The organism is Marinobacter sp. THAF197a, from assembly GCF_009363275.1.
GTDB lineage: Bacteria > Pseudomonadota > Gammaproteobacteria > Pseudomonadales > Oleiphilaceae > Marinobacter.
In genome coordinates, this window is sequence record NZ_CP045324.1 from 355,009 (window position 1) to 378,361 (window position 23,353).

The following is a 23,353-nucleotide window of genomic DNA, read 5'->3' on the forward strand; positions in this document are numbered from 1 at the left end:
CTTGGTCTCAGGCGAGACAAATACGATAACGGATCACACCGTTATCTTCTTCGTGGACCGATTCAATCCTGTGGCCCGTGATCTCGCACAACGCCTGTAGATCACGGCGGCCGCTGACGTCATCCGCCAGGAATTCCACCCGGGTGCCACTGGGCAGTCCCTGAGTGCGTTTCTTGAAGCGCAGAACCGGAAGCGGGCATACCAGACCGACAGCGTCGATCTGGTATACCTCTGCCTGGTCAGTCAAGGCGCACACTCGTGGAGCTGCCTTGTTCCGCAGAGGACCAGCCAAACTGGTTCAGTACCACCGGCGCACAAACGGCAATGACCAGGGCCACAACAAACGCGGCTGCCATAACTTTCATGATGAACCCCCTTTGCCTTGTTTCGCTTCAACCTCTTCCACCCACAGGTCGTGATGCTGGCGCGCCCATTCACGGTCAACCTGGCCGTTGCCCATGGCATCAAACGCGCCTTCCATGCCAACCGAGCCGATGTAGATATGGGCGATGATGGCCACCATCATCGCGAAGGCAACGATTGAGTGCCAGATATTGGCGTATTGCATTTCTTCATGGGGTGTCAGCGCGGTCGGGAAGTCGGTACCGATAACGCTATTGATGACGCTGAAGGTGCCGGCGAACATGGGCATTTCAAACGGGAACAGCAGCGACAGGCCTGACAGGGACACAGAGACACCCAGCAGCATCACGGTCCAGAAAATGATCTTCTGGCCGGCATTGAACTTCTTCGAGGAGGGGTGGGACTTGGTGAAGATGCCGCCGCCCGCCTTGATCCACTGCCAGTCCAGCTTGTTGGGTATGTTGTGCACTACCCACATGCAGAAGGTCATTATCAGGCCCAGCATAAAGGCCCAGGCAATGTTGTTGTGCAACCACTTGGAGCCCACGGCGAGGGTTGAATAGGCCTCGTGCCCGATGACCGGGATCAGGAAACTTCGCCCCATCAGGGTGATCAGGCCGGTCAGGGCCAGGGCGATAAACGAACCTGCCAACAGCCAATGGCCAAAGCGTTCGATGGCTTTGAACCGTTCGATTTTGGTACCGGAAGGGCCACCATCAATCATGATTTTGCCGCGAACAAAGTAGAACACCACCAGCAGCAGAATGATGCCCAGAAGGGCGCCACCGCCGTAAGTGATCATGGGGCCTTCCCGGAGCTTGTACCAGGGCATGCCGCCGTCCTGAATCAGCACATCGGCCCCGGGGCCCCTGGCCTGGGTTTTGATATCGCTCTGGTTATAGCGGATGCCCCGCCAGACATCGGAGTCTGACACACCGCCCCGGGTGCCCAGTTGCTCCGTGATCGGTTTGGCGTTGGCCGGGTTGCCGAGGTTTTCAGACCGGAATGACTCGTCCATTTTCAGCTGTTGCTGGCGAGCCATGATATCTTCGAGGGTTTGTGCGCCCCCGGTCGCGGTTCGATCAACCGCCGGAGCATTATCCGCCCAGGCAGGGTTGAAAAGCAGTGTCGCCATTGCAAGCAGGGCGGCACCCAATAGTGTTGTTTTCATCAGAGTGCTCCAGCGGAATGGACCAAAAGAAGACGTCGCCGCAATCAGTTCCGGGGCCCTGGGGCCCCGGAACTGTCCGGTGGGCTTAAGCGCCCTTCTTCTCGTAAGCTGTGCCCCATCCCCAGGCGCCGGAACCGAAACCGCGGTTCACCACTCGCTGGCGATAGATGTCCGAAACCGTGTTGCCATCACCGGCCAACAGGGCTTTGGTTGAGCACATTTCCGCACAGAGCGGCAGCTTGCCCTCTGCAATACGGTTGCGACCGTACTTGTTGAACTCCGTGGTTGAATGGTCTTCCTCAGGACCACCTGCACAGAACGTACACTTGTCCATCTTGCCACGGCTGCCAAAGTTGCCCGCCTGGGGGAACTGCGGCGCGCCGAAGGGGCAGGCGTAAAAACAATAGCCGCACCCAATACACAGGTCCTTGGAGTGCAGCACGATGCCGTCTGCGGTCTGGTAGAAGCAGTCTGTTGGGCAAACGGCCATACAGGGCGCGTCTGAACAGTGCATGCAGGCTACCGAGATAGACCGCTCACCGGGTTTACCATCCTCGATGGTGACCACGCGGCGGCGGTTAATGCCCCAGGGGACTTCGTGCTCGTTCTTACAGGCTGTCACGCAAGCATTACATTCGATGCAGCGCTCGGCGTCACAAAGGAATTTTGCTCTTGCTTGTCCTTCAAGTGCCATGGTCTACACCTCTTGTTATGCTGGTTCGATGGCACACAGGGTGCACTTGGTCTCTTGCATCTGCGTGACCGAGTCGTACCCGTATGTCTGAACGGTGTTTGTGGATTCACCCAATACGTAAGGATCGGCACCCTTTGGATATTTGTGCCTGCGATCCTCGCCTTGCAGGTGACCGCCGAAGTGGAATGGCATGAAGGCCACGCCTTCACCAACCCTTTCGGTAACCATTGCTTTCACCTTGATGCGCGCGCCCTCCGGGCCAGACACCCAGACATCCCTGCCGTCGCGAATGTTCATGTTATTCGCGTCGCGCGGATTTACCTCAATGAACATGTCCTGCTGGAGTTCTGCCAGCCAGGGGTTTGAGCGGGTTTCGTCGCCACCCCCTTCGTATTCCACCAGTCGACCGGAGGTCAGAATGATGGGGAAGTCCTTGCTGAAGTCATTCTTCTGAATCGATTCGTACAGCGTTGGCACTCGCCAGAAGGTCTTGTCAGCGTAGGTTGGATAGTCCTCGATCAGGTCGCGACGATTGGTATACAGCGGTTCACGGTGCAGTGGCACGGGGTCCGGGAAGTTCCAGACGATGGTGCGGGCCTTGGCATTACCGAAGGGCGCGCATTCGTGCTTGATGGCCACCCGCTGGATACCGCCTGACAGGTCCGTTTTCCAGTTCGCGGTTGGTCCGCCAACAGCTTCGATGGCAGCCCGTTCCTCTGCGGTCAGATCGCTGTCCCAGCCCAGATCCATCAGCATTTGCATGGTGAATTCCGGGTAACCATCCTTGATTTCGGAGTCTTTGGAGTAAACACCGTCTGCCAGAATGTTCTGGCCGTTGTGTTCCACCCCGAATCGCGCCCGGAAGGTGAGGCCGCCTTTGGAGACTGGCACCGACATGTCGTACAGGATATGCGTACCCGGGTGGTTCATCTCCGCTGTGCCCCAGCAGGGCCAGGGCAAACCGTAGGTGTCTCCATCACAGGGTCCGCCCACTGCGCGCAAGGTGGTCTTGTCGAAGTGGTGCTGATACTGCATGTGTTTTTTCAGGCGCTCTGGCGACTGGCCGGTGTAGCCAATGGTCCACATGCCACGGTTGAACTCGCGGGTGATGTCCTCAATCAGTGGCTCGTTGCCCTCAATGGCGATATTGCGGAACATGCGATCGGTGAAGCCAAACTTGTCCGCAAGGAGCTTCATGATTTCGTGGTCGACCTTTGAATCGAACAGAGGCTCAATCACTTTTTCACGCCACTGCAGAGAGCGGTTCGAGGCGGTCACCGAACCTGTAGTCTCGAACTGGGTGGTGGCCGGCAGCAGGTAAGCACCATCTTTACGATCATGGAGCACCGCTGACACCGTCGGGAAGGGGTCCACCACAACCAGCAGGTCGAGCTTCTCCATGGCCTCTTTCATTTCCAGCATACGGGTCTGCGAATTAGGTGCATGGCCCCACAGCACCATGGCCCGGGTGTTGTCGGGCTGCTCGAGGTTTTCCTTGGCTTCCAGAACGCCATCTATCCAGCGGGATACCGGAATGCCTTTTTCGTTGATCATGGCCCGGGATTTGCCATCTTTGTCCCAAGTGGCAAAACGACCCTTCAGCCAGTCCATGTCCTCTTCCCAGACCCGTGCCCAATGGGCCCAGGAACCGGCGGTCAGGCCGTAGTAGCCGGGCAGGGTATCGGCCAGTACGCCCAGATCGGTTGCGCCCTGTACGTTGTCGTGGCCGCGGAAAATGTTGGTGCCGCCGCCGGCTACGCCCATATTGCCCAGAGCCAGTTGCAGTACGCAGTAGGCACGGGTGTTGTTGTTGCCGTTGGTATGCTGGGTACCACCCATGCACCAGATCACCGTGCCCGGGCGATTGTTGACCAAGGTACGGGCAACCCGCTCCAGTTGCGCTCCGGGTGCACCGGTTACTCGCTCTACCTCCTCGGGGTTCCAGCGTTTAACCTCTTCGCGAATCTGCTCCATGCCATAAACGCGGGTGCGGATAAACTCTTTGTCTTCCCATTTATTTTCGAATATGTGCCAGAGAATGCCCCAGATCAGCGCGACGTCTGAACCTGGGCGGAAGCGCACAAACTCGTCGGCATGAGCGGCCGTTCGGGTGAAGCGTGGATCGCAGACAATCAGTGGTGCGTTGTTTTCTTCCTTGGCTTTAAGAATGTGCAGCAGCGATACCGGGTGTGCTTCGGCCGGGTTGCCCCCTATCAGGAAGATGGCCTTGGAATTGTGGATGTCGTTGTAGGAGTTGGTCATCGCCCCGTAGCCCCAGGTATTGGCTACACCGGCAACGGTGGTGGAGTGACAGATCCTGGCCTGGTGGTCGACGTTGTTGGTGCCCCAGTAAGCGGCAAACTTCCGGAACAAATAGGCCTGCTCGTTGTTGAACTTCGCGCTGCCGAGCCAATAGACGGAATCCGGGCCGCTCTCGTCGCGAATCTGGAGCATCTTGTCGCCAATCTCGTTGATGGCGTCGTCCCAGGAGATCTTCTGCCACTGACCGTTCACCATTTTCATGGGTGACTTCAGACGGCGCTCACCGTGGGCATGCTCCCGTACCGAAGCGCCTTTGGCGCAGTGGGCGCCCATGTTGAAGGGGCTGTCCCATCCAGGCTCCTGACCAATCCAGGTGCCGTTCTGAACCTCCGCTTCCACCGTGCAGCCTACCGAGCAGTGGGTACACACGGATTTTCTGCGAACGACGTTTCCGCCTTCAGTCGATGGCGTTGAGGCCTGTACCCGTGTGGTTGGTAACGACAACGCAGCCAGCCCGCCCACGGCAACTCCGGAGGCGGTCAAAAAGCCCCGTCGGTCCATGGTGGTTGCAGCGAGGGATGAAAGTAAAGAACCCGCCCGGGGGCCTTTCGCTACCCCGTTGGTTTTCTTCCTTAACATGTCCAATACCTCTCTCTTTTATTGTTCTCGTTCTACCGGGGGCAGGGTCATCCAAGAGCATCACGCAATCTTGAACGGCCTGGCTCCGGTCAAAAGCGAGCCGATTCGAAATACTTGCGCGTATGTTCTGTGTCGCGCAGGCCGCTGCTTTTCGGTACGTCTTTAACGACCTCGGCTGCGGCGTTCGGTGCTACCGTCATTGCAACTGCAGCGGGGGCAGCGGCAACGGCCATCCGCAAAAAATGTCGGCGGCTGTTTTCTTTATTACGGTCGTTCATACAACATCTCCACCTGGTTCAGGGGATCGAGCTGATCCCGGTTACTGGATTGCAAAGGCGTCTGCTTCTACGGCCATGAATGCTTTACCAAGCGAGCCCACGGGGGCGTAGAAGATGGCACTTTGCGCTTGCTCCAGATCGGTAAAAAACAATCGCGCCCACTTTGCCATGTGGGCGTCAAAAAACGCTTTTTGCGACGGCAGGTCGCTGTCGCACTCAAATTCGCCGGTGATAATGCCCGCCATGGTTTCACACAGCGTGCCCATGTGATCTTCCGGCTCTTTGACGTCGGCACGGGCACGGATGCCCCTTGCCATCAAATCACTGCGAAGGTTCGCAAGAGGCTTTTCGTTCAGGAACCCGGTCAGGTAATAGCTGGCGTAAGGCAGCAGCTCTCCACGGCCAAGGCCCACGAACAGATTGTTATACTCTCGCTCCGCGTCGGTGGCCGAGGTGCGTTGGGCGAGGGCCGCAAGGTTCTTCGAGGCAGACCCAATGAGGGTGTCGTCGCCCTTGAGAGTCGCCAGCCCCCTCAGCAACTCACTTGACGGTGGGTTGCTCAACAGGGTGCCCAGTAGCTGGTAAATCTGGGCTCTGGCTCGATCCTCTTCACTGATCGAGCGAGGACAAAGGCTTTCAGCAGTGTTGGCCAAATCACGTTCCTTCATGTTGTTGTTCAAATTTTGTGCTATCTAGATTTATAGTCCCGAAAGGGCGATGGCGCAACCAGTCTCGAGACATGTCCGGTTTGTGGTGGTGTTTAATCAAACCTCATTCTTGGCCGGTAACGTGGGGCCGGTTCTGCCTCTTCATCCTGCGCGTCCGACAGCGATGGTGGTTGCCTGGGCTGGCTTGAAGAGTCAATGGCTGGCTCTGGTTCCGAAGACCCCTCCGGTGGCGAAGTTTCCCGGGTATTGACTGGTTCCGGCTCGCCGGTCTGCGGTTCTGCGTGTTCTATTGTTGGTTCGGTCTTTGTCGCCGTTTTGTCGAACATGCCCTGGCCGACTTTGTACAACGTCTTGACGGCTTCGCCTGCGGTTGCCGCGTCTGTGTAGTCCTCGTCGTAGTCGTTGAGGCCATCCAGCACCGCCAGGACTGGGTTGGATTTCCAGAGTGCGCGCAGTGCCTTGCGGCGCAACAATTCGGGGATCTCCTTGCGCATGAACCCGGTGATGTCGGTGCCGAGTGTGATGGTGTCCGGATCCGGCAAGCCGTATTTTTCGAGCACTTCGTGCTCAGGCAGCGCCTGGTTAATTGCGAGCTCCTGCTCTTCGGCGGGGGGCTCATTCTCAACAGGTAAGGGGGTGGTGGGGCCAGCCTGCTTGCTGGCTTCGGCTTTCTTGCGCGACCATCTTTGCAAACGTGATTCAGTCATCACTGCACATTCGGTTTTTTGATGTTTGTCGGAGCCCGGTAAACGTCGCTCTCCTGACGAATACGGGGGTCGCCTTTGCCCTCTTCGACGGCATCTACGTCAACCCGGTCGCGGCGGCGTTTCTTGAAGGGCTCATCGACGAAGTGCATATCAATAAATTCTTTGATCCAGGCCGCCAGTGACTCTGGGATCGGAACGGGTTCGACGATGCTTTCGCCGCTGTCCAGGGTATCGAGGGCTTCATGGGCGCTGGCGGTGATGGTGGTGACGACCCATCCCGCCGGGGACTGACCGGTGGTATCTCTGTCCAACACGACCCAAACAGAGGGGACGGCCATGTTGAGGGAAACAAGGTAACCTTCCACATCAGCACGAAACAGCTCCATGGTCACGGTGCCGGCGTGGTAATCCACCACATCGCCATTGCGGACCATTTCTTTCCAGAACGCCTCTGGCGCACCGGGAATCACAGCAACGGGTGTCCAGATATCACGTGCCCACCGGGTGATTCCGGGGGTACGCCGAACCACCGCGCCGACCGGCAATTCTCGTTTCCAACTGTCCGTACGACTGCTCATGATGTTTCTCTTTCTTATTGTCTCTTGAAGCTAGCAGAGCCCCGGCAATTATCCAATTATCCGATTGTCCAAGGCCAAACAGCTGTGGCATGCTCGAAGAGCCACGGTTGAAATCAATACGTACAAAAATAACTAAAAGAGTAATTTTCCTGATGACGCCAACTAAAACCCTTCTGTTATGCACCTGCGAAAAAACGCAGGCCGTCAGTCCCGAGGCGCTGAAAGCGGCTTCGGCGGCCGGGCAGGTGATTGTTGTGGATGAGTTGTGTGGCAAGGACATGGCTACGGCCGCCGAACACCTGAGCGGTGCTGGTGAAGTGCTCATTGCCTGCGGCCAGCAAGCGGCGTTATTCGAGCGCCTGGGAGAGGATGTGCAAGCGGAAGTGGGCCAGTCCGCACCGTTGAGCACCATCGATATCCGGGACCGTGCAGGCTGGAGCGCGCCGGATGCCGATCCCAAACGCCTGCATGCCAAGCAGGCCGCGTTGATGGCCGGGGCGCAGCTGCCGGCAGCCATGGCACCGGCAAAGCTCATCCAGTCCAGTGGCGTATGCTGTATCGTTGGCCCAACCGACCAGGCCATCCGGATGGCTGAACTGGTGCAGGATGAGCTTGGCGTTACCTGCGTTGTGAGTGATGCGGGCCCCGTCCAGTTACCCTCCGCCAGGTACGACGTAGCCAAGGGTAAACTTACCTCGGCCAAGGGCGCACTCGGTAACTTCAAACTGGAATTTTCCCAGCTGCAGATGCTGAATCCTGCGGGCCGGGGTGCACCGGCTTATGGCGACGCCAAGACCACGGCCCGCAGTGAATGTGACGTTTTTATTGATTTGCGGGGCGGTGCCCCGGCATTTCCCCACTACCAGAAGCGCAACGGCTACTTCTGGGCGGATCCGGCCAAAAGCGGTGAGCTGGAGCGTATTGCCCTGACCGCCAGAGAGCGGGTGGGTGAGTTTGAGAAAACCGTGTATTTCCGTCTGGAAGAATCCCTGTGCGCCCACTCGCGGGCGAACCAGCCCGGTTGTACCCGTTGCCTGGACGTCTGCTCCACGGAGGCGATATTTTCAGCCGGCGATCACATTCAGATCGATTCCGATATCTGCGCCGGTTGCGGGACTTGTGCGGCGGTTTGCCCGACCTCCGCCATTACCATGAACGAAACCCCCTTTGAGTCCATTACCAAAGCGCTCGACGTGATGGCCAGGACCTACCGGGAGCATGCGGGCGAGGCACCACGGCTGGTCTTTCATAGCCTGGGTGCTGGTGCCGAGGCCATTGCCTACCTGGCCAGGTATCACGACGGGCTGGCGGACGACCTGATTCCGTTTGGCCTGGAACAGATTGACCGCATTGGTCATGCAGAGATACTGGCGGCCTTTGGTGCAGGCTATGCCGAAGTGCTGATGCTGGCCGACAGCGAACTGGATCGTCGGGCTGTCGCCGCTGAAGTGGAACTGGCCAAGGCCATGCTGGTGGGCACCCACAATTCTCCCAGCCGTATTCGGGTCATTGCCGCGGAACATCTAGGTGAAGCCGGTGACAATGCCGGTCGCCTGAGTGAACCTGTGTTGCTGGTGGGTGGCCGCCGGGATATCACCAGAGTTGCCGTCACCGCTATGGCAGACAAAATTGAGGCGCCCATCCCCCTGCCGGCGGGCGCGCCCTACGGCGCCATCGAAATTGATTCAGACAAGTGCACGTTGTGCCTTGCCTGTGTATCCCTGTGCCCGACCGGTGCGCTTGGCGATCACCCGGACAGGCCGGAAGTTCAGTTCACCGAGAACGCCTGCGTGCAGTGCGGTGTCTGCGAGAGCACCTGCCCGGAAACCGCCATCACTCTGAAACCACAACTGGACCTGTCCAAGGCGGCACTGAGCGCCCGTGCCCTGCACGGTGAAGATCCCTTCGAATGTATCCAGTGTGGTAAACCCTTTGGTGTTGCCAGCACCATTAACCGGATTGTTGAAAAGCTGGAAAACCAACACTGGATGTACACCAAGTCTGACAACGTCCAGCTCATCAAGATGTGTGACGATTGCCGGGTGAAGGCCCAGTTCCATGGTGACAGTGCGCCCATGGCCAGCGGCGAGCGCCCCCGGGTTCGCACCAGTGATGACTATCGCGACCACTAAATCTGATCGGGACATTGTATGGTTCAATACGTTAACGCCGACAAAAGTAATCTGATCGGAACCGATGCGCCTCGGCCGCAGGACAAGAATCCGAGAGGCATCAGCCGGATCATCGCCATTGCCTCGGGCAAGGGGGGTGTTGGCAAATCCACCGTGGCCTCCAACCTGGCGGTGGCGCTGGCATCGAAGGGGCTCAAAGTGGGGCTGCTAGATGCGGATGTCTACGGGCCCAGCCAGCCCCGTATGCTGGGGGTTTCCGGCCGCCCGTCCAGCCCGGACGGGCACACCATTCTGCCCTTGCGCAATCATGGCGTAACACTGATGTCGCTGGGCCTGATGACTACCGAAGACGAAGCAATCGTGTGGCGTGGGCCGATGCTGATGGGTGCCCTGGAACAGATGATGAATCAGGTGGACTGGGGCAGGCTGGACGTGTTGCTGGTGGACCTGCCCCCGGGCACCGGCGATGTCCAGATGACGCTGAGCCAGAAGTTCTTCGTGGCTGGCGCCGTCGTGGTGTCGACACCCCAGGACATTGCCCTGATGGACGCGCGCAAGGGCATCGACATGTTCAACCGTATGGAGGTGCCCCTGTTCGGGTTGATCGAGAACATGGCGTCGTTTGTCTGCGACGGTTGCGGCAAGGAGCATCATCCCTTCGGTTCTGGCGGCGCCAGGGCGGAAGCGAAAAAGCTTGGGGCGCCTTTCCTGGGCGAAATCCCGCTGGACCTGGATATCCGGGTCGGATCCGACGGCGGCGTGCCGATTGTGGTGTCGAAACCGGAAAGCCCCCAGGCCAGGGCATTCCAGCGAATCGCCGACGAAATTGTTGCCTCTGATGTGTATGCCCGGGCTGTGTTATGAACCAATCTCCCCAGTTCCCGCCACTGCTGACGGGCGAGGTGGTGCCCAGGCATACCGACCCTTTTGATAAAGCCATCAGCCGTGCCATCGCCGGGGTCGATTCCGGCACCATTTTTTACACGCAAGGAGAGGATATCTTGCGTGCAGCGCTTGTGTTGGCTCCAGAAACGCCCCTGGAAGAGGCCATTCAGGCTGTCTACGTGGCCCAGATCGGCCTGGCCGAGAGTCTGGGTGCCTTGGCGCCGCCTGAGGTGCCGGTTCACTTCCAGTGGCCGGATCGTATCAAGGTGAATGGTGCCGTGTGCGGTGGTGTCCGCTTTGCCGCAGACGTGTCTGACCCGAAGGCGTACCCGAACTGGCTGGTGATCGGGATTCATGTGCCGTTCACCATGGCTGGCAACGAGCCTGGTGAAAACCCGGACGAAACCTGCCTGTGCGAAGAAGGCTGTGTTGGTATCACCCCCATGTCACTGCTGGAGAGCTGGTCAAAGCACACGCTGCTGTGGCTGACCTACTTTCTGGATGGCGGGTTCGAGCGCATACACGCTGACTGGCGACCACGTTGCGACACCCTTGGCATGCAGATTGATTACCCCAGGCCGGGGCTTTTTGTCGGCCTGGATGACAAAGGCCGGATGTTGTTACGGGAAGATGTGATGACGGAAACCGTAAGCCTGATTGAATTCGCGGAGCACCTATGAAACTGGCCCGAACCCTGCGACTGGATGTGTCCGATGACAATGTGTTCGAGAACCCGGCGCCGAGTGGCGAGTGGGCCATTTCCGGTGGGTTCGAGTTTTCCAACTGGACCGAAGCAGAGCTGAAGGGCAAAGCCCGGCAGGCCTTCAGTAATGGTTGGTACAGCATCGAATCCGGTGGTCGAGCCAGTTTCGTGGGTGTCTGTGACATTACCGAAACCGAACTGGAACAGTTGCGCAGAACCCTGGCGCAAACCTTTGTCGAGCAATACGGGGCGCCAGACATAGACGCGGCCTACCCGGTGGCTTGCGAGGAAATCGATCAGATGCGCAGCATGTGTGAGGACTTCGAAGACAACACCCTGCTGATGGTCAGCCGAACCCTGACCGAACTGGGGGTTGAGGAAACCTACCGTTCCCGGGCCCCGCAGGATGCCTCACTGGAAGCCTTCGCTGTGCACGGCAGCGTCGAGTAATTACAACCCGAAGCTGCCATAAGGAATAAAGCGAACGGGCGTTCCCGGCTCGATTTTCTGCGCGCTTTCGTCCAGCTCCACCAAACCTTCAGACCAGGCCAGTCCGGTGACCCGCCCGGAGCCCTCGGAACCGAATACCTCAACCTGCCCGTCCCGCACCCGTGCCCGCAACATCTCACTGCGCCCCGGTTTTTTGTTCTTGGAAAAGTTGGCGGGAATCAGGTAACTCCGGGGTTCAAACCACTCACCCCCGGCCAGCAATGCCATGGCCGGTGCGGCAAAGCGTAGTGCACACACCCAGGCTGCCACCGGGTTGCCCGGCAGGCCCGCCACGGGTGTGCCTTTGAACATGGCCAGCGCCAGGGGACGCCCGGGCTTGATGGCAATGCGCCAGTTGCTGATCTCGCCATGGGCTTTCAGGGTTTTCGACACATGATCCTCATCCCCTGCGGAAACGCCGCCGCTGGTAAGAATCAGGTCGCAGAGTTCCGCACCGCGCTCCAGTGCTGCTTTAACGTCCTCGGACCGGTCCAGCGCATGGCCCAGGTCGACCAGTTCATAGCCCAGTTGCGTCACCATGGCGCTGAGCATCGGGCGGTTGGCGTCGTAAATCTGCCAGTCAGTGACCGGAGCACCTACGGGCTTGACTTCGTCTCCCGTGGACAACACGCCAACACGCAGCCGCTGGTAAACATCCACCGATTCGATGCCGACGCTGGCGAGTACCGAAATCTGGGTGGGCGTCAGCCGGGTGCCGGCGGTCAGAATACAATCCTGTACCTGGATATCCTCGCCGGCTTGGCGCCGATTGGCGCCGGCCTTTAACGTGCCATTCAGGTGGAGCTGGCCATCGATGACCTCGCAGTCTTCTTCTAGCACCACGGTGTCTGTGCCTGCCGGCATCACCGCGCCGGTCAGTATGCGTATGGCGTGCCCCTCGGGAACCTGGCCCTTGTAGGGTTCACCGGCCGCACTTCGGCCATCTATCAGTGGCAGCACGCAAGGGACTTCGGTTAGAGGGCCGGCAAGGGCATAGCCATCGACGGCGGAATTGCTGCTCGGGGGATGGGCTCTGGGGGCATAGACATCCCTGGCCAGTATCCGGCCGTTGAGCTGAGCCAGCGGAACGTCTTGATCCACACCCACCACCGGGTGCAGGCGGGAACGCAGCCGCGCCAGCGCTTCGTCTACCGGTGTCCAGTTCACCCCGGGCGGCAGGGCAAAGCAGTCGTTGCGGAGCGGTGTCGTGGGGCTCCCGTTATTGGCGGCGTTGCTCATGGTTGTTCACGCTTCAGAATAAAGTCAGTGATGCCGGTGACATCGTTGATGTCGAAGACCGGGCCCGGGAAATCCGCGGCATAGTCCGCCGCCACCGCTACAATGCTTGGGTCCTGCGGATACAGGGGGGCGTGGGAGCTGTCCTGCCGGTGAACTTCAATTTTGGGATGGGCGTTGGTTTTGAATCCCTCAACCACGACCCAGTCGCAGGGGCCCAGCCTGGCCAGCAACTCATCCAGAGTTGGCTCCCGGGCGCCCCGGAGTTCATGCATGATGGCAAAGCGTTGGCCGCCCGCGAGGATCACTTCCTGAGCGCCAGCCTGCCGGTGCTTGTAGCTGTCGGTTCCGGGTTGGTCTATGTCCACCAGGTGGTGGGCGTGTTTGATGGCGTTAACGGTCAAACCTCTGCTGGACAACTCGTGAATCACGGCGCTGGCCAGGGTGGTCTTGCCCGAATTCTTCCAGCCTACGATACCTATCACGTTCACGTCAGATGCTGCTCCGCCCAAGCCAGGTCTTCCGGTGTATTGATGTTGAAGAAGTCGGCCTCATCGAACATCACCAGGGTTTCACCGTTGGCCAGAGTCCACTGGCGAATTTTGCGCACACCGTCGTTCAGGGCCGCTCGCAGGTCATGGCGCAACGCCACCTGCCAGCGGCCAAATGTGGGCTGTGGTATCCGCCCACGTTCCGGGTCTGGTGTGGCTGCCAGCACCACCGGGGCGCCAGATTCGGACAGGCGCTCGACCATGTCCAGGGGAAAAGAGGGGGTATCCGCCGCAACGCTGATCAGCCACTCATGGCCCTGTTCTGCCGCCCAGTCCATGCCCGCCAGAATGCCCGCCAGTGGGCCGGCGTAGTCGGGTATGGAGTCGGCGACCACCGGCAATCCCAGATCATCGAACCGGGACAGATCGCCATTGGCATTCAGTACTACGGCGTCTACCTGCGGTGTTATCCGCTCGATAACCCGATGAATCAGGGAATGATCCCCCAGCATCAACCGGCCTTTATCGCCACCGCCCATTCGGTGGGCCTGGCCCCCGGCAAGAATCACGGCGCACTCAGTCATGCTCGGCCCCTTTTCGACGCATTTTCTTGTCCTCATCGGGAACCTGGGACAGGTCCTGGTCAAACACCAGGCGGTGCTGGCCGCTGAGGCAGGTAAATTTTTTGCCCCGCATCCGCCCGATCAATGTCAGCCCCACCTGCCGGGCAATATCGACGCCCCAGGCGGTGAAACCGGAGCGGCTGATCAGGGTCGGAATCCCCATCAGGGAGGTCTTGATCACCATCTCGGAGGTCAGACGGCCTGTGGTGTAGAGCACTTTGTCGGCCGCGGAAACGTTGTTCTGGTGCATCCAGCCGGCAATCTTGTCGACCGCATTATGGCGCCCGACATCCTCCATGTAGGCCAGAATCTGTCGGCCCTGGCATAGCGCGGTGCCATGAATGGCGCCGGTTTCCATATACAGGCTGGGCGTGTGGTTGATCTGGTAGGACAGGTCGTAAAAGGTACTGGTGTGTACCGGGGTGTCTGGCAGCGAAAGCCCGTCCAGCCCTGCCATCATGTCACCAAACACCGTGCCGACCGCACAGCCGGAGGTGCGGGTTTTCTTTTCCAGCTTGTCCTCGACATCGGTGACACCGGCGGTGCGCACCACGACGACTTCCAGCTCTTCGTCGAAATCAATCCCGGTGACTTGATCTGTCTCTTTCAGCATGCCCTGATTCAACAGGAAACCGAGGGCCAGGTATTCCGGGTGATCGCCAATGGTCATGGCGGTGACGATTTCCTGGCTGTTCAGGTAGATGGTCAGGGGGCGCTCTTCAATAACGCTGATGGCTTTCGGTTGGCCGGTTTCATCAACACCCTCGACTGCCCGGGACAGTCGAGGGTCTTTCGGGTCTGGAAGTATGGAATCGATCGTCATTGTTATTCTGGCTCTCTCAGGGATTCCGCATACCGCATTATCTACGGACATAGCCAGAGATTAGCCTATTTGGCATTCGGGAAAAACAGCTGTTGTTCATTGACTTTAAAGTCAGCAATCGCTTGCTGACCCGCTTCGGAAATCAGCCAGTTATGCCACTGTCGGGCCAGATCGTGTTTGAGGTGGGGGTGTTTCTGTTCCGAGAGCAACAAGCTGCCGTACTGGTTGAACAACACGTCGTCGCCTTCAAAAAGCAGGGTCAGGTTCTGACGGTTACCGAACGCCACCCAGGTGGCGCGATCCGACATCACGTAGGCGTCCATGGCCGCAGCCGTGTTAAGTGTTGGCCCCATGCCGCTGCCCAACTCCCTGTACCAGTCGCCGTCGGGCTCAACACCGGCGTTCTCCCAAAGGCGCAACTCGGCGCGGTTGGTGCCACTGTCATCTCCCCGTGATGTGAACGGGGCCCGGGCATTGGCGATGGCCGCGAAGGCCTCGGCGGCGGTTCCGGCGTTGCGGACATTGGCGGGGTCGTTTGCTGGACCAATCAGTACAAAGTCGTTGTACATCACATCCGCCCGCCCGGTGGCATGTCCGTTGTCAATAAATCGCTTTTCGCCGCTGGTGTCATGTACCAGAAGACTGTCGGCGTCGCCGCGGCGGGCAAGCTCAAAGGCCTGCCCGGTGCCCACGGCCACAACCCGCACGTCTATGCCCATGGCGCTTTTGAATTTGGGCAGAATAGAGTCGAACAGCCCCGAGTTTTCCGTCGAGGTGGTGGAAGCGAGAATGATGTATCCGTCGGCGTGCGCACCGAGCGATATGCCCATCGCCATCACACTTGCAAACAGCAGATTCAGGGTCTTTTTCATCCTGTTTTTCCTTCCGTGCGTTGGGAGTGTTTTTCGGGTTACTTGATGTCGAAGTCCTGAGGCGGAGTTATTCCACCAGTTCTCCAGTAACGAACGCCTGCCCTTCGCGGGATACGGGGTTGCTGAAGAAGGTGTCAGCCGCCGTGTGTTCGCGCACTTTTCCCCCAGACAGGAACAGAACGTCACCGGCGAGCCGACGGGCCTGATGTAAATCGTGGGTGGTCATCACAATGCGTGTGCCTCGCTGGTGAAAATCCAGCACGGCGGCCTCTACGGCCTTAATCGCGGCCGGATCAAGCGCCGAAGTGGGTTCGTCAAGAAACAGCACCTGCGGCGAGAGCACCCAGGCCCGGGCCAACGCAAGGCGCTGTTGCTGGCCACCCGAAAGCACCCGTGCGGGTGTGTGAGCGCAGGCCGACAGGCCGAAGCGTTCAAGGGCATCCAGTGCCAGTTTCGCCCGTGCCCGACGGGGGACGTTGTTGACCGCCAGAGCGTGCCGGAGATTGGCCACCGCGGAGCGGCGCAGAAGCACCGGTTGCTGGAACACCATGGCCTGGCGGGGAATGCCCTCATCCGACCAGATAATCCGGCCCTGGGTGGGCGACAGCAGCCCGTGAGCCAGGCGTAGCAGGAGGCTTTTGCCGGCGCCGTTGGGGCCCATCACCAGGGTAGGGCCGGGGCCGTCCAGGGTGAAGGAACAGGGGCCCAGCAATGTGTTTTCCTCATGATGGAAGGCGACACCCTGGAAGGACAGGGCCGGTGGTGGAAGCAGAACGGATCTGGAGAAGAAGGGTGCGTTCAGTGATGTCATCCTGTCCGCCTCCTGCTCAGTTCACCCACAAGATAGGCGCCGGCGTTAATCAGCATGACCAGCGTCAAAAGCACAATGCCGAGCCCGAGCGCCAGGGGCAGATTACCTTTGCCAGTTTCCAGCACAATGGCGGTGGTCATTACCCGGGTGACCCCATCAATATTGCCGCCCACCATCATCACCGCGCCCACTTCGGCGCTGGCCCGGCCAAACCCGGCGAGCAGCACCGTCAGCAGCGCAAAACGGGCATCCCAGAGCAGGGTGGGCATCATGCGAGCCCGGGACATACCGAGAGACACGAACTGCTCCCGGTACTCGCCCAGCATCTCTTCCACCTTCTGGCGCGACAGCGCAGCCAGGATGGGCAGCACCAGCACCACCTGGGCGATCACCATGGCGCCGGGTGTAAACAGAAGCCCCCATTCACCGAGCGGCCCGGCGCGGGAGAGCAGCAAATACACCATCAGCCCGGCCACCACCGGCGGGAGTCCCATGAGTGCATTCAGCACCACGACCACGGCGCCGCGTACCGGGAAGCGCCACAGCGCCACTGCAGCGCCAAGCGGAAACCCCAGCACCGCTGCAATCAGCACGGCCAGAAGCGACACCTGTAGCGAGAGCGCGACGATCTGGATTAGCGAGGCGTCGAGGCTTAACAGCAACGACAACGCCACATAGAACGCATTATTTTCCACTGCTGCGTCTCCTTATTATTTGAGCATCGTGGCGTTTTTAACTACGCTTTGCACAGCCTTCCGGAATTCATGCAGCCTGAAGCAGTCCTGTGCTTTCCCCGCGCAGCTGGAGAAAATGATGCCCCTTCCTGCTTATCTCACCACCGCTGAGGCCGCCGAGTATTTGCGGCTCAAAGAGCGCAAGGTTTACGACCTGGTCAGCCAGGGCGTGATTCCCTGTGTACGGGTGACAGGCAAGCTTCTCTTCCCGCGCCAGCGGCTGGATCTGTGGTTGATGAACCACCTGGAGGGTGACGATGCCGTCAGCACGCCGATCCCGCCCGTTCTGGCGGGCAGTCAGGACCCGCTGCTGGAATGGGCGGTGAAGGAAAGCGGCGCGGAACTGGCTTTGCTGTGCCAGGGGAGCGGTGATGGCGTGCAGAGATTGGTGGATGGGCGCGCCATGCTCGCCGGCATGCATATCTGGCACGAAGAAAGCCAGTGTTACAACGACCCGGCCACCCTGGGTCTGAGCGGCATGCGCGACCTGGTGCTGATCCGCTGGGCAAAACGTCAGCAGGGGCTTCTGCTGGCCGCCGACAACCCTCACCAATTGGTACGGCTAGAGGACATCGCCCGCCCCGGCATCCGGGTTGCCCATCGCCAGCCCGATGCCGGCGTCAGCCATTTGCTGCAGAGTTTACTCGCTCGACACCGTATTGACGCGAAACAACTCAGATGGGCTGTTCACCCGTCACTCAGCGAGGACGATCTTGCCCTGGCCATTCGCCAGGGCGAAGCGGATATTGGTCTGGGTATCGAAGCGGCAGCGCGCCGCCAGGGCTTGGCGTTTATCCCTTTGCAGCAGGAGCATTTCGACCTGGCCATGCGCCGGCGCCACTACTTTGAGCCCGCGATGCAGCGCTTGCTGGCGTTCGCTCGCTGCGAGCGCTTTGGCCAGCGGGCAGAGGCGTTGGGGGGGTATGATATCAGTGAGTTGGGGCGGGTGGTGTACAACGCGTGAACCCTGCTCCCCCGTGGCGATCATCGGCCCTGCAGCATGAACGTTTCATATTCCAGACGGTCGAATTTGCGCGATAACAGCGCCAGGCCGGCCAACGCCGAAACCAGGGTGGCACCGGCATAGCCGTAGCCATAGAAAGACGCGCCCAGTTCGATGGTGGTCAGGGTGAACAGGATGTTGGTACCAAAAAACAGGGCGCAGAGCGTGAGGTTGATACCACGGGCGTCGAGATAGAACAGCACGTTCTGGATTGCCAGCAGGATCAGCTGGATGCTCACGGCCACCAGATCAATGTAGAACAGTGGCAGGTATAGAGTGGATATCCCAATCGCGGCCAGAAGTTCTTCACCCCACAGGAACAGAAGGATAACAGTCAGCCCCTGCACCTTGCAGATCTCATAGATGCCGTTGCGGGCTACCTTCACCATATCGTCCCGGAAACCGTTGATGCGTCCTAGGGTGTCGCCCTCTCTCACCGCATTGTAGAAACGGTCGTAGGCCTCGGAAAAGTCTGTTTCCATCCGGACAAGGAATACCGCCATGCCGGGGATGATGGCCAGGTAAGCCAGGAAAATGGGCAGATCGTAGATCACCGAAGCGCGCAGGGCGCCGATCACTGGCTGCGATGTATCCGGGTGAAACCAGAAGATGAACTTGTCGGCCCAGACAGCGGCATTGAACAGCAACCCGGTAAAGATCAGCGTGGGGAAGATCTGACCGCGCCGGGTAAAATCTGATCGGATCAGGCCGTCGCCCGGGTACTGCCGGATGATGGTGTAGAAAAAGCTGAAGAACAGCAGGCTGTGGCCGAGCAGGAGGCCGGCAAGCAGACCCTCCAACCCATATTGCCCGAGTATCAGCGAGGCGGTGATCGCGGTAGCGTAGCCAAGGGCGAAGATGACGACGATGCGCCGGTAGGATTTCATGCTGGACAGGAAGATGGTCACCGGCCACAGGTTGCACAGCACCACGAAGTTGGCAAGCATCAGGAGCCGGTAGGCCGCAGAAGTGCCGGGAAACAGCCAGAGTACGGCAGGCAGCCCTACCAGCATTGCCAGCAGGGAGGAGGTCCAGATCACCCCCATCAGATTGGGGAGTATCAGGCCGCTCTTTCGCTCGTAAAGGCGGTCGGCCACCCAGCGGGTAAACACATGTTGGAACAGGCCGGAGAGGGTAAGCGAAACGGCCATCAGGTAGGTGACGGATACCAGAAACTGCACGACAGCAAGGCCTGTGACGGCCAGGTTGATGCTGATGATACCGATCAACATGACACCCAGCACCGACAGCACCCAGGGGCCGGAACTGATGACGCCGGCCAGACCATAGGCCCCCATCAGCCCTGTGAAACTGTCCCGCTTCAGAATTCGCCTCAATTCGAACCCGATACCTGCCATCAGTACGTCTCGCCAGAGGTTTGCAAAGCGGCGCGGTATATACCCCGGTAGGCATTGAACATGCTGTCGAGCGTATAGTAGCGCCGTACCCGCTCAAGTCCCGCCTGCTGGGCCTGCTGCCACCGGCGCTCGTCGAGAAGCAGGCGAATGGCTTCCCGGGCGGTGGCTTCCGGGTCCGCAATGGGCACTACTGCACCACTGTGTCCAAGCTGCTGATCTTGCTCGGACATGCCCTCAATCAGCTCCCGACAGGCACCCACGTCGGTGGCCAGGCAGGGCAAGCCTGCGGCGTGGGCCTCAAGAATCACCAGGGGCAGCGCCTCGGAAATTGAGGTGAGTACCATCAGCCCCAATTGCGGCAGGATGTCGTTGACGTTCTGGAAGCCCAGGAACCGGACTTGACCTTCCAGCCCCAGGCTGTGCACCAGGTCACGGCATTCCGATACATACACTGGGTCTTCATCTTCGGGCCCGACAATCCAGCCTTGTGCATCGGGAATCACTTCGCACACCGAACGCATTGCCCTGATAAAGGTCTTGATGTCCTTGATCGGTACCACTCGGCCAACCAGACCGAGTACCTTGGGCACTTCCGCCGGCCGTGAAGCGCGGGCGGCGTCGAAGCGGGTTAGGTCAATACCGTTCGGGATGATGCAGGTGCGCTGGGGCATCGCGCCATCAGCCAACTGCCGGGCCTGATTACCCCGATAGAGAGAGACAATTGGGTCGGCCTGCTGGTAGGTTAGCCGGCCAAGGACCTCAAAGAACCGTATCCACAGCCTCCGAATGTAGCCTAATTGGTCATTGATATTGGCGCTTACCTGGTCGCTGGGGTCCTGAATCCATGCAGCCTGGGAGAGATCAATCTTTCGTTCTTTTGTGTAGATACCATGTTCGCTCAGCGCAAACGGGATGCTTCTCTGCTGGCTGATCATGGTCCCCAGCAGTCCCGCGTAACCGGTGGAAATCGAATGCACCATGGCGGTTTCAGGGATGTTGCGGGCGATTTCGGCCAGTTGGAACAGCGGGGAGTGCATGGTCCTGACGGTCCAGAAATAGTCAACGAACGAGGGCTCTGTACAGAACTGGCGGTAGCTGTCGTCGATCATTGACCAGCTTTCCTCGCTGTACAGGAAATCTTCGTGACTGATGCCAGTTCGACTGCCCAGGTCCCGAAAGATATCGTGAAGCATCTCCGCCGGCGCCTCACTGCCTTCCCGAAAGTGCGAGTGCAGGGCTCTCTGGTGTTTGAATGCCTTCGGGTTGCCGCGCCTCGGACGGGGTTTGTCTACCAGCCGGGTATCCATCAGGTAGTGGCATTCCAGGTGAACGACGTTGTCGGGCAGACGATACTGCTTTTCCCCATAGTGGGCCGGATCGCCTCCTAGAAAGATCAGCGAAAAGCGATGCTCAGGCAATCCGCTGATAATCTGGTGAACCCAGGAGGATACACCGCCCCGGATAAACGGGTAGGTGCCCTCCAGCAGCAGTGTGATGTCCGCTTTCATAGCCAGCCCTCAATCACGGCGCGCACATTCTGTTGTGGCCGGTACCGGGTGAGATTCGCCAGGCAGAAGCGCACTCTCCGGTAATCCCTTTCGATGTAAGCAACTTCCGCTTGGTAAGGTAGGATCAGTTCCTGAGGAGCACCTTGCTCAAGCGCTTTCTCGAAGGCATCCCGGGCCGCAACAACATTACCCAGGGCAAGTTCACACCGCCCCAGCAGTCGCCAGTCGTTGTGCATGGCCAGGGTGCTTGTCAGGTCCTGCAACAGCCGTCGCGCGCTCTCAAGGTAATAGCTGCGGAGACTGCCCTGGGCCAGACCCAGGTAGGCCATTTCCCACCACACCTGGGCCAGTCGTCGCTTGAGCCGGGAGGGGTTGTCCGAGCTTGCATCCTCCAGCGCCAGTTGGAGGCGGCGGGCTTGGCTGGCCAGAGCCTTTTCCTTTTGTTCCAGCATGGAGTAGGCCAACAGCCGGACATCATCCGCCGGGTCTTTCAAAGCCTCCCGGAGCAATTCCACCGCGTCCCGCTCAGCCATCTGGCGGGTGGCCAGCAACGCCTTGAGGCGTTTGTCGATACTGCCTGCCTCCCGCAGCACCTGGCGCAGGCCGCCTTCGCTGTAAATGATCTGCTGGCTCATATCCACCGGCTGGAATGGCAATTCCGGAATGTCTACCTCTTGCCAGGGGATCTCGCGAGTGGTCCGGGGTAGGTAGAGCGCCAGCAATACACCGGTAAACACCCCAAGGCTGCCGAGAAAGGGTATGGAGAATTGCAGGGTAAACAGGAAAAGTGACGTGCGCAGTGTGTTACCGCGGTAGCGGGGCGGTAGCAACGGCAGCAGAACCAGCGTCAGCAGGGCGCACGCAAGGGCGTGTGCGGCCAGATAGCTGGCCAGTGACATGGCCGGCGGCAAATCTGACATCAGGGTGGCAATTCCCCCTGCCTCCAGGGAAACCGCGAGAAAGGACAGCCAGGTGCCAGTCATGACAGCCCCGCTCCTCCGGGACCGTTGAGCCAGGCCTGAGTTTCCTGCACTTCGTCCACCATTCGTGTACTGACCTCAGCCAGCTGCGCGAGCGGTTGCCCGGTGTGTTCGCGTACGGCGTCATCCAGTCTCTGCAGGTAGGCTGCCTGACCAAGCTCGTCGGTCAGCGGCAACAGGATGGCGAGGCCAATGGGATCATCAGACGGCAGCTCGGTGATCACATCGAGCCCCCGCCGCAGACGTCTCATTCGCTCCTCCACGAGGGCCAACTGTTGCCGGCTGTCAAATGTGAGCTTGATCAGTGAGGCTGGCAACCCATACTGCCGGTTATCCCGGCAGGCTCGCAGAAGCTGGAAATAAAACTGCCGCCATTCCTCGCTGCCGGGGCCGGGAGTCTGAAGTTGTTCCTGAATCATGTCGGCCATATGCCCGGCGAGAATGGCGAGCAGGCGAAGTGTGCGTGGCTGAAAATTGAAAAACGGCATGGCTTTGACCGCCACCACCCCTAGCAGGGTCTGGCGTGAATCGATCAGAGGTATGGCCATTAGCAGGTCGGTATTCAGGTTATTGAGGTTCTGCAAGTACTCGCTCTGAACCGAAACCAAGGTCTTCTCGCCGATCGCGTGCAGCAGTATCGGATCATCACTGCGGATGTCCTCGAAAGCGCCAATTCGAGCGATCGGCTTTTCGGCCAGACCTGTGTCGGTGATGGAGTAAATGGCTGCGATCTGCAACTGGCCGTAGCGGATCAGCAGCTGCAGCATTAGCTCGGCGGTTTCGGCTGTCAGCCCGTCGCCTTGGGCGTGAGCGATTTCCTGGTATAGCCGGCGCAGAGCTTCCCGAAGACTACTGGAACTGCCAGCCAGCTGTTGTTCAAGCCGGTCGTGGGATACTTTGAGCAGGTAGAAGTTACGGGTGAATTCTTCAAGCCGCACCTGCCGGTAGCGATTGCTGGCTTCGAGTTTTTCGATCTGTCGTTCCCAGTAGTCCCGGAACTCCCCTGCCAGCAGGCTGAAGATCAGTACGCCAATCGCCCATACGTAGGGGAAACCGGTGACGGGCACCCAGCCCTCCCGGTAACCAATTCCGAGGGCGCCGAGCAGGATGAGCGACGACACCAGCGCAAAGAAGAAACCGTATCGTAGCCCCATCAGCAGAGGTGCCAGTACCGGCCAGGGGAAACTGCCGTTGAGGTAGAAGGGATCCTCCGGCCGGTTCCAGGCGCCCACACCGACAAACAGCGAGGTTACCACCACGGTTTCCACCCATCTGAGCCAGGTTGGTGCCGGCGTGCTCTCGAAGCTGGCGGCTTCTTCCTGCTGTGCCTGGAAATCGTTCATGG

At 59.4% G+C, this 23,353-nt stretch carries 25 protein-coding genes; 5 read left to right on the plus strand and 20 right to left on the minus strand.

All coding sequences use genetic code 11. From position 1 onward, the window contains the following. Positions 1–7: 7 nt before the first annotated feature. The 9 genes from FIV08_RS01580 to FIV08_RS01615 form a co-directional block, all read right to left on the minus strand. Positions 8–247, minus strand: a complete 240-nt coding sequence (locus FIV08_RS01580; RefSeq protein ID WP_152437137.1) for a sulfurtransferase TusA family protein — start codon at positions 245–247, stop codon at positions 8–10. Further along, positions 240–365: a hypothetical protein gene (locus FIV08_RS19885; protein ID WP_267313114.1), complete on the minus strand. Its 126-nt coding sequence runs from the start codon at positions 363–365 to the stop codon at positions 240–242. The genes FIV08_RS01580 and FIV08_RS19885 overlap by 8 nt, the downstream gene beginning before the upstream one ends. Beyond that, positions 362–1,534 carry a formate dehydrogenase subunit gamma gene (locus FIV08_RS01585; protein ID WP_152437138.1) on the minus strand — a complete coding sequence of 391 codons (1,173 nt, stop codon included), beginning with the start codon at positions 1,532–1,534 and terminating at the stop codon, positions 362–364. Before FIV08_RS01585 ends, FIV08_RS19885 begins: the two co-directional genes overlap by 4 nt. Positions 1,535–1,619: 85 nt before the next feature. Next, complete coding sequence (gene fdh3B, locus FIV08_RS01590) at positions 1,620–2,228, minus strand: formate dehydrogenase FDH3 subunit beta (protein ID WP_058092956.1); 609 nt, start codon at positions 2,226–2,228, stop codon at positions 1,620–1,622. Between the two features lie 15 nt (positions 2,229–2,243). Next, a complete protein-coding gene (locus FIV08_RS01595) occupies positions 2,244–5,129 on the minus strand; it encodes a formate dehydrogenase subunit alpha (RefSeq protein ID WP_152437139.1) in 2,886 nt (961 codons plus the stop codon). Positions 5,130–5,218: 89 nt separating this feature from the next. After that, positions 5,219–5,407 carry a twin-arginine translocation signal domain-containing protein gene (locus FIV08_RS01600; RefSeq protein WP_058092954.1) on the minus strand — a complete coding sequence of 63 codons (189 nt, stop codon included), beginning with the start codon at positions 5,405–5,407 and terminating at the stop codon, positions 5,219–5,221. Positions 5,408–5,448: 41 nt separating this feature from the next. Further along, positions 5,449–6,060: a TorD/DmsD family molecular chaperone gene (locus FIV08_RS01605; protein WP_152437140.1), complete on the minus strand. Its 612-nt coding sequence runs from the start codon at positions 6,058–6,060 to the stop codon at positions 5,449–5,451. A gap of 107 nt (positions 6,061–6,167) precedes the next feature. After that, positions 6,168–6,782 (minus strand): DUF3306 domain-containing protein, encoded by a 615-nt coding sequence (locus tag FIV08_RS01610; RefSeq protein ID WP_058092952.1) that lies wholly within the window; start codon positions 6,780–6,782, stop codon positions 6,168–6,170. Next, positions 6,782–7,360, minus strand: a complete 579-nt coding sequence (locus tag FIV08_RS01615; protein ID WP_152437141.1) for a DUF3305 domain-containing protein — start codon at positions 7,358–7,360, stop codon at positions 6,782–6,784. The genes FIV08_RS01610 and FIV08_RS01615 overlap by 1 nt, the downstream gene beginning before the upstream one ends. Before the next feature lie 152 nt (positions 7,361–7,512). Between FIV08_RS01615 and FIV08_RS01620 the strand changes: the two genes are divergently transcribed. From FIV08_RS01620 to FIV08_RS01635, 4 genes are read left to right on the plus strand one after another with little or no spacing between them, the layout of a single operon-like run. Further along, positions 7,513–9,492: a 4Fe-4S binding protein gene (locus FIV08_RS01620; RefSeq protein WP_152437142.1), complete on the plus strand. Its 1,980-nt coding sequence runs from the start codon at positions 7,513–7,515 to the stop codon at positions 9,490–9,492. 18 nt (positions 9,493–9,510) lie between these two features. Continuing rightward, positions 9,511–10,356 carry an Mrp/NBP35 family ATP-binding protein gene (locus FIV08_RS01625; RefSeq protein ID WP_076657196.1) on the plus strand — a complete coding sequence of 282 codons (846 nt, stop codon included), beginning with the start codon at positions 9,511–9,513 and terminating at the stop codon, positions 10,354–10,356. Further along, the gene (locus FIV08_RS01630; RefSeq protein ID WP_152437143.1) at positions 10,353–11,057 is read left to right on the plus strand and encodes a biotin/lipoate--protein ligase family protein; all 705 of its coding nucleotides are present in this window, start codon (positions 10,353–10,355) and stop codon (positions 11,055–11,057) included. The genes FIV08_RS01625 and FIV08_RS01630 overlap by 4 nt, the downstream gene beginning before the upstream one ends. Beyond that, positions 11,054–11,530 carry a DUF6505 family protein gene (locus FIV08_RS01635; RefSeq protein ID WP_152437144.1) on the plus strand — a complete coding sequence of 159 codons (477 nt, stop codon included), beginning with the start codon at positions 11,054–11,056 and terminating at the stop codon, positions 11,528–11,530. Before FIV08_RS01630 ends, FIV08_RS01635 begins: the two co-directional genes overlap by 4 nt. Here the strand turns inward: FIV08_RS01635 and FIV08_RS01640 are convergent, their stop codons facing one another. The 7 genes from FIV08_RS01640 to FIV08_RS01670 form a co-directional block, all read right to left on the minus strand. After that, a complete protein-coding gene (locus FIV08_RS01640) occupies positions 11,531–12,808 on the minus strand; it encodes a molybdopterin-binding protein (RefSeq protein WP_152437145.1) in 1,278 nt (425 codons plus the stop codon). It abuts the gene before it with no gap. Then, entirely contained in the window at positions 12,805–13,296 is a 492-nt protein-coding gene (gene mobB, locus FIV08_RS01645; RefSeq protein WP_152437146.1) for a molybdopterin-guanine dinucleotide biosynthesis protein B, read from the minus strand. Before mobB ends, FIV08_RS01640 begins: the two co-directional genes overlap by 4 nt. Continuing rightward, a complete protein-coding gene (gene mobA / locus FIV08_RS01650; RefSeq protein WP_152437147.1) occupies positions 13,293–13,880 on the minus strand; it encodes a molybdenum cofactor guanylyltransferase MobA in 588 nt (195 codons plus the stop codon). The genes mobB and mobA overlap by 4 nt, the downstream gene beginning before the upstream one ends. After that, complete coding sequence (locus FIV08_RS01655; protein WP_152437148.1) at positions 13,873–14,742, minus strand: formate dehydrogenase accessory sulfurtransferase FdhD; 870 nt, start codon at positions 14,740–14,742, stop codon at positions 13,873–13,875. The genes mobA and FIV08_RS01655 overlap by 8 nt, the downstream gene beginning before the upstream one ends. A 65-nt stretch (positions 14,743–14,807) precedes the next feature. After that, positions 14,808–15,614 carry a substrate-binding domain-containing protein gene (locus FIV08_RS01660; RefSeq protein WP_152437149.1) on the minus strand — a complete coding sequence of 269 codons (807 nt, stop codon included), beginning with the start codon at positions 15,612–15,614 and terminating at the stop codon, positions 14,808–14,810. A 67-nt stretch (positions 15,615–15,681) separates the two neighbouring features. Beyond that, positions 15,682–16,425, minus strand: coding sequence for an ATP-binding cassette domain-containing protein (locus FIV08_RS01665; RefSeq protein ID WP_152437150.1), 744 nt, complete (start codon positions 16,423–16,425; stop codon positions 15,682–15,684). Continuing rightward, positions 16,422–17,120: an ABC transporter permease gene (locus tag FIV08_RS01670; RefSeq protein WP_152437151.1), complete on the minus strand. Its 699-nt coding sequence runs from the start codon at positions 17,118–17,120 to the stop codon at positions 16,422–16,424. Before FIV08_RS01670 ends, FIV08_RS01665 begins: the two co-directional genes overlap by 4 nt. A 118-nt stretch (positions 17,121–17,238) precedes the next feature. On the opposite strand from FIV08_RS01670, the gene FIV08_RS01675 reads away from it, so the two are divergent. Next, positions 17,239–18,123 (plus strand): helix-turn-helix transcriptional regulator, encoded by an 885-nt coding sequence (locus FIV08_RS01675; protein ID WP_058092940.1) that lies wholly within the window; start codon positions 17,239–17,241, stop codon positions 18,121–18,123. Positions 18,124–18,143: 20 nt separating this feature from the next. Here the strand turns inward: FIV08_RS01675 and pelG are convergent, their stop codons facing one another. The 4 genes from pelG to FIV08_RS01695 are packed head-to-tail and all read right to left on the minus strand — an operon-like array spanning position 18,144 to position 23,351. Further along, complete coding sequence (gene pelG / locus FIV08_RS01680) at positions 18,144–19,520, minus strand: exopolysaccharide Pel transporter PelG (protein ID WP_152437152.1); 1,377 nt, start codon at positions 19,518–19,520, stop codon at positions 18,144–18,146. After that, positions 19,520–21,028, minus strand: coding sequence for a GT4 family glycosyltransferase PelF (gene pelF / locus FIV08_RS01685; RefSeq protein WP_152437153.1), 1,509 nt, complete (start codon positions 21,026–21,028; stop codon positions 19,520–19,522). The genes pelG and pelF overlap by 1 nt, the downstream gene beginning before the upstream one ends. After that, a complete protein-coding gene (locus FIV08_RS01690; RefSeq protein WP_152437154.1) occupies positions 21,025–22,011 on the minus strand; it encodes a polysaccharide biosynthesis protein in 987 nt (328 codons plus the stop codon). Before FIV08_RS01690 ends, pelF begins: the two co-directional genes overlap by 4 nt. Then, entirely contained in the window at positions 22,008–23,351 is a 1,344-nt protein-coding gene (locus tag FIV08_RS01695; RefSeq protein ID WP_152437155.1) for a PelD GGDEF domain-containing protein, read from the minus strand. The genes FIV08_RS01690 and FIV08_RS01695 overlap by 4 nt, the downstream gene beginning before the upstream one ends. Positions 23,352–23,353 lie beyond the last annotated feature (2 nt).

What these genes read in the sequence shown, in the direction of transcription:
- FIV08_RS19885 (WP_267313114.1), bottom strand. Translation starts at nt 365, where the DNA reads ATGAAAGTTATGGCAGCCGCGTTTGTTGTGGCCCTGGTCATTGCCGTT.
- FIV08_RS01585 (WP_152437138.1), bottom strand. Translation starts at nt 1,534, where the DNA reads ATGAAAACAACACTATTGGGTGCCGCCCTGCTTGCAATGGCGACACTG.
- fdh3B (WP_058092956.1), bottom strand. Translation starts at nt 2,228, where the DNA reads ATGGCACTTGAAGGACAAGCAAGAGCAAAATTCCTTTGTGACGCCGAG.
- FIV08_RS01595 (WP_152437139.1), bottom strand. Translation starts at nt 5,129, where the DNA reads ATGTTAAGGAAGAAAACCAACGGGGTAGCGAAAGGCCCCCGGGCGGGT.
- FIV08_RS01600 (WP_058092954.1), bottom strand. Translation starts at nt 5,407, where the DNA reads ATGAACGACCGTAATAAAGAAAACAGCCGCCGACATTTTTTGCGGATG.
- FIV08_RS01610 (WP_058092952.1), bottom strand. Translation starts at nt 6,782, where the DNA reads ATGACTGAATCACGTTTGCAAAGATGGTCGCGCAAGAAAGCCGAAGCC.
- FIV08_RS01615 (WP_152437141.1), bottom strand. Translation starts at nt 7,360, where the DNA reads ATGAGCAGTCGTACGGACAGTTGGAAACGAGAATTGCCGGTCGGCGCG.
- FIV08_RS01620 (WP_152437142.1), top strand. Translation starts at nt 7,513, where the DNA reads ATGACGCCAACTAAAACCCTTCTGTTATGCACCTGCGAAAAAACGCAG.
- FIV08_RS01625 (WP_076657196.1), top strand. Translation starts at nt 9,511, where the DNA reads ATGGTTCAATACGTTAACGCCGACAAAAGTAATCTGATCGGAACCGAT.
- FIV08_RS01630 (WP_152437143.1), top strand. Translation starts at nt 10,353, where the DNA reads ATGAACCAATCTCCCCAGTTCCCGCCACTGCTGACGGGCGAGGTGGTG.
- FIV08_RS01635 (WP_152437144.1), top strand. Translation starts at nt 11,054, where the DNA reads ATGAAACTGGCCCGAACCCTGCGACTGGATGTGTCCGATGACAATGTG.
- FIV08_RS01640 (WP_152437145.1), bottom strand. Translation starts at nt 12,808, where the DNA reads ATGAGCAACGCCGCCAATAACGGGAGCCCCACGACACCGCTCCGCAAC.
- mobA (WP_152437147.1), bottom strand. Translation starts at nt 13,880, where the DNA reads ATGACTGAGTGCGCCGTGATTCTTGCCGGGGGCCAGGCCCACCGAATG.
- FIV08_RS01655 (WP_152437148.1), bottom strand. Translation starts at nt 14,742, where the DNA reads ATGACGATCGATTCCATACTTCCAGACCCGAAAGACCCTCGACTGTCC.
- FIV08_RS01660 (WP_152437149.1), bottom strand. Translation starts at nt 15,614, where the DNA reads ATGAAAAAGACCCTGAATCTGCTGTTTGCAAGTGTGATGGCGATGGGC.
- FIV08_RS01665 (WP_152437150.1), bottom strand. Translation starts at nt 16,425, where the DNA reads ATGACATCACTGAACGCACCCTTCTTCTCCAGATCCGTTCTGCTTCCA.
- FIV08_RS01675 (WP_058092940.1), top strand. Translation starts at nt 17,239, where the DNA reads ATGCCCCTTCCTGCTTATCTCACCACCGCTGAGGCCGCCGAGTATTTG.
- pelG (WP_152437152.1), bottom strand. Translation starts at nt 19,520, where the DNA reads ATGGCAGGTATCGGGTTCGAATTGAGGCGAATTCTGAAGCGGGACAGT.
- pelF (WP_152437153.1), bottom strand. Translation starts at nt 21,028, where the DNA reads ATGAAAGCGGACATCACACTGCTGCTGGAGGGCACCTACCCGTTTATC.
- FIV08_RS01690 (WP_152437154.1), bottom strand. Translation starts at nt 22,011, where the DNA reads ATGACTGGCACCTGGCTGTCCTTTCTCGCGGTTTCCCTGGAGGCAGGG.
- FIV08_RS01695 (WP_152437155.1), bottom strand. Translation starts at nt 23,351, where the DNA reads ATGAACGATTTCCAGGCACAGCAGGAAGAAGCCGCCAGCTTCGAGAGC.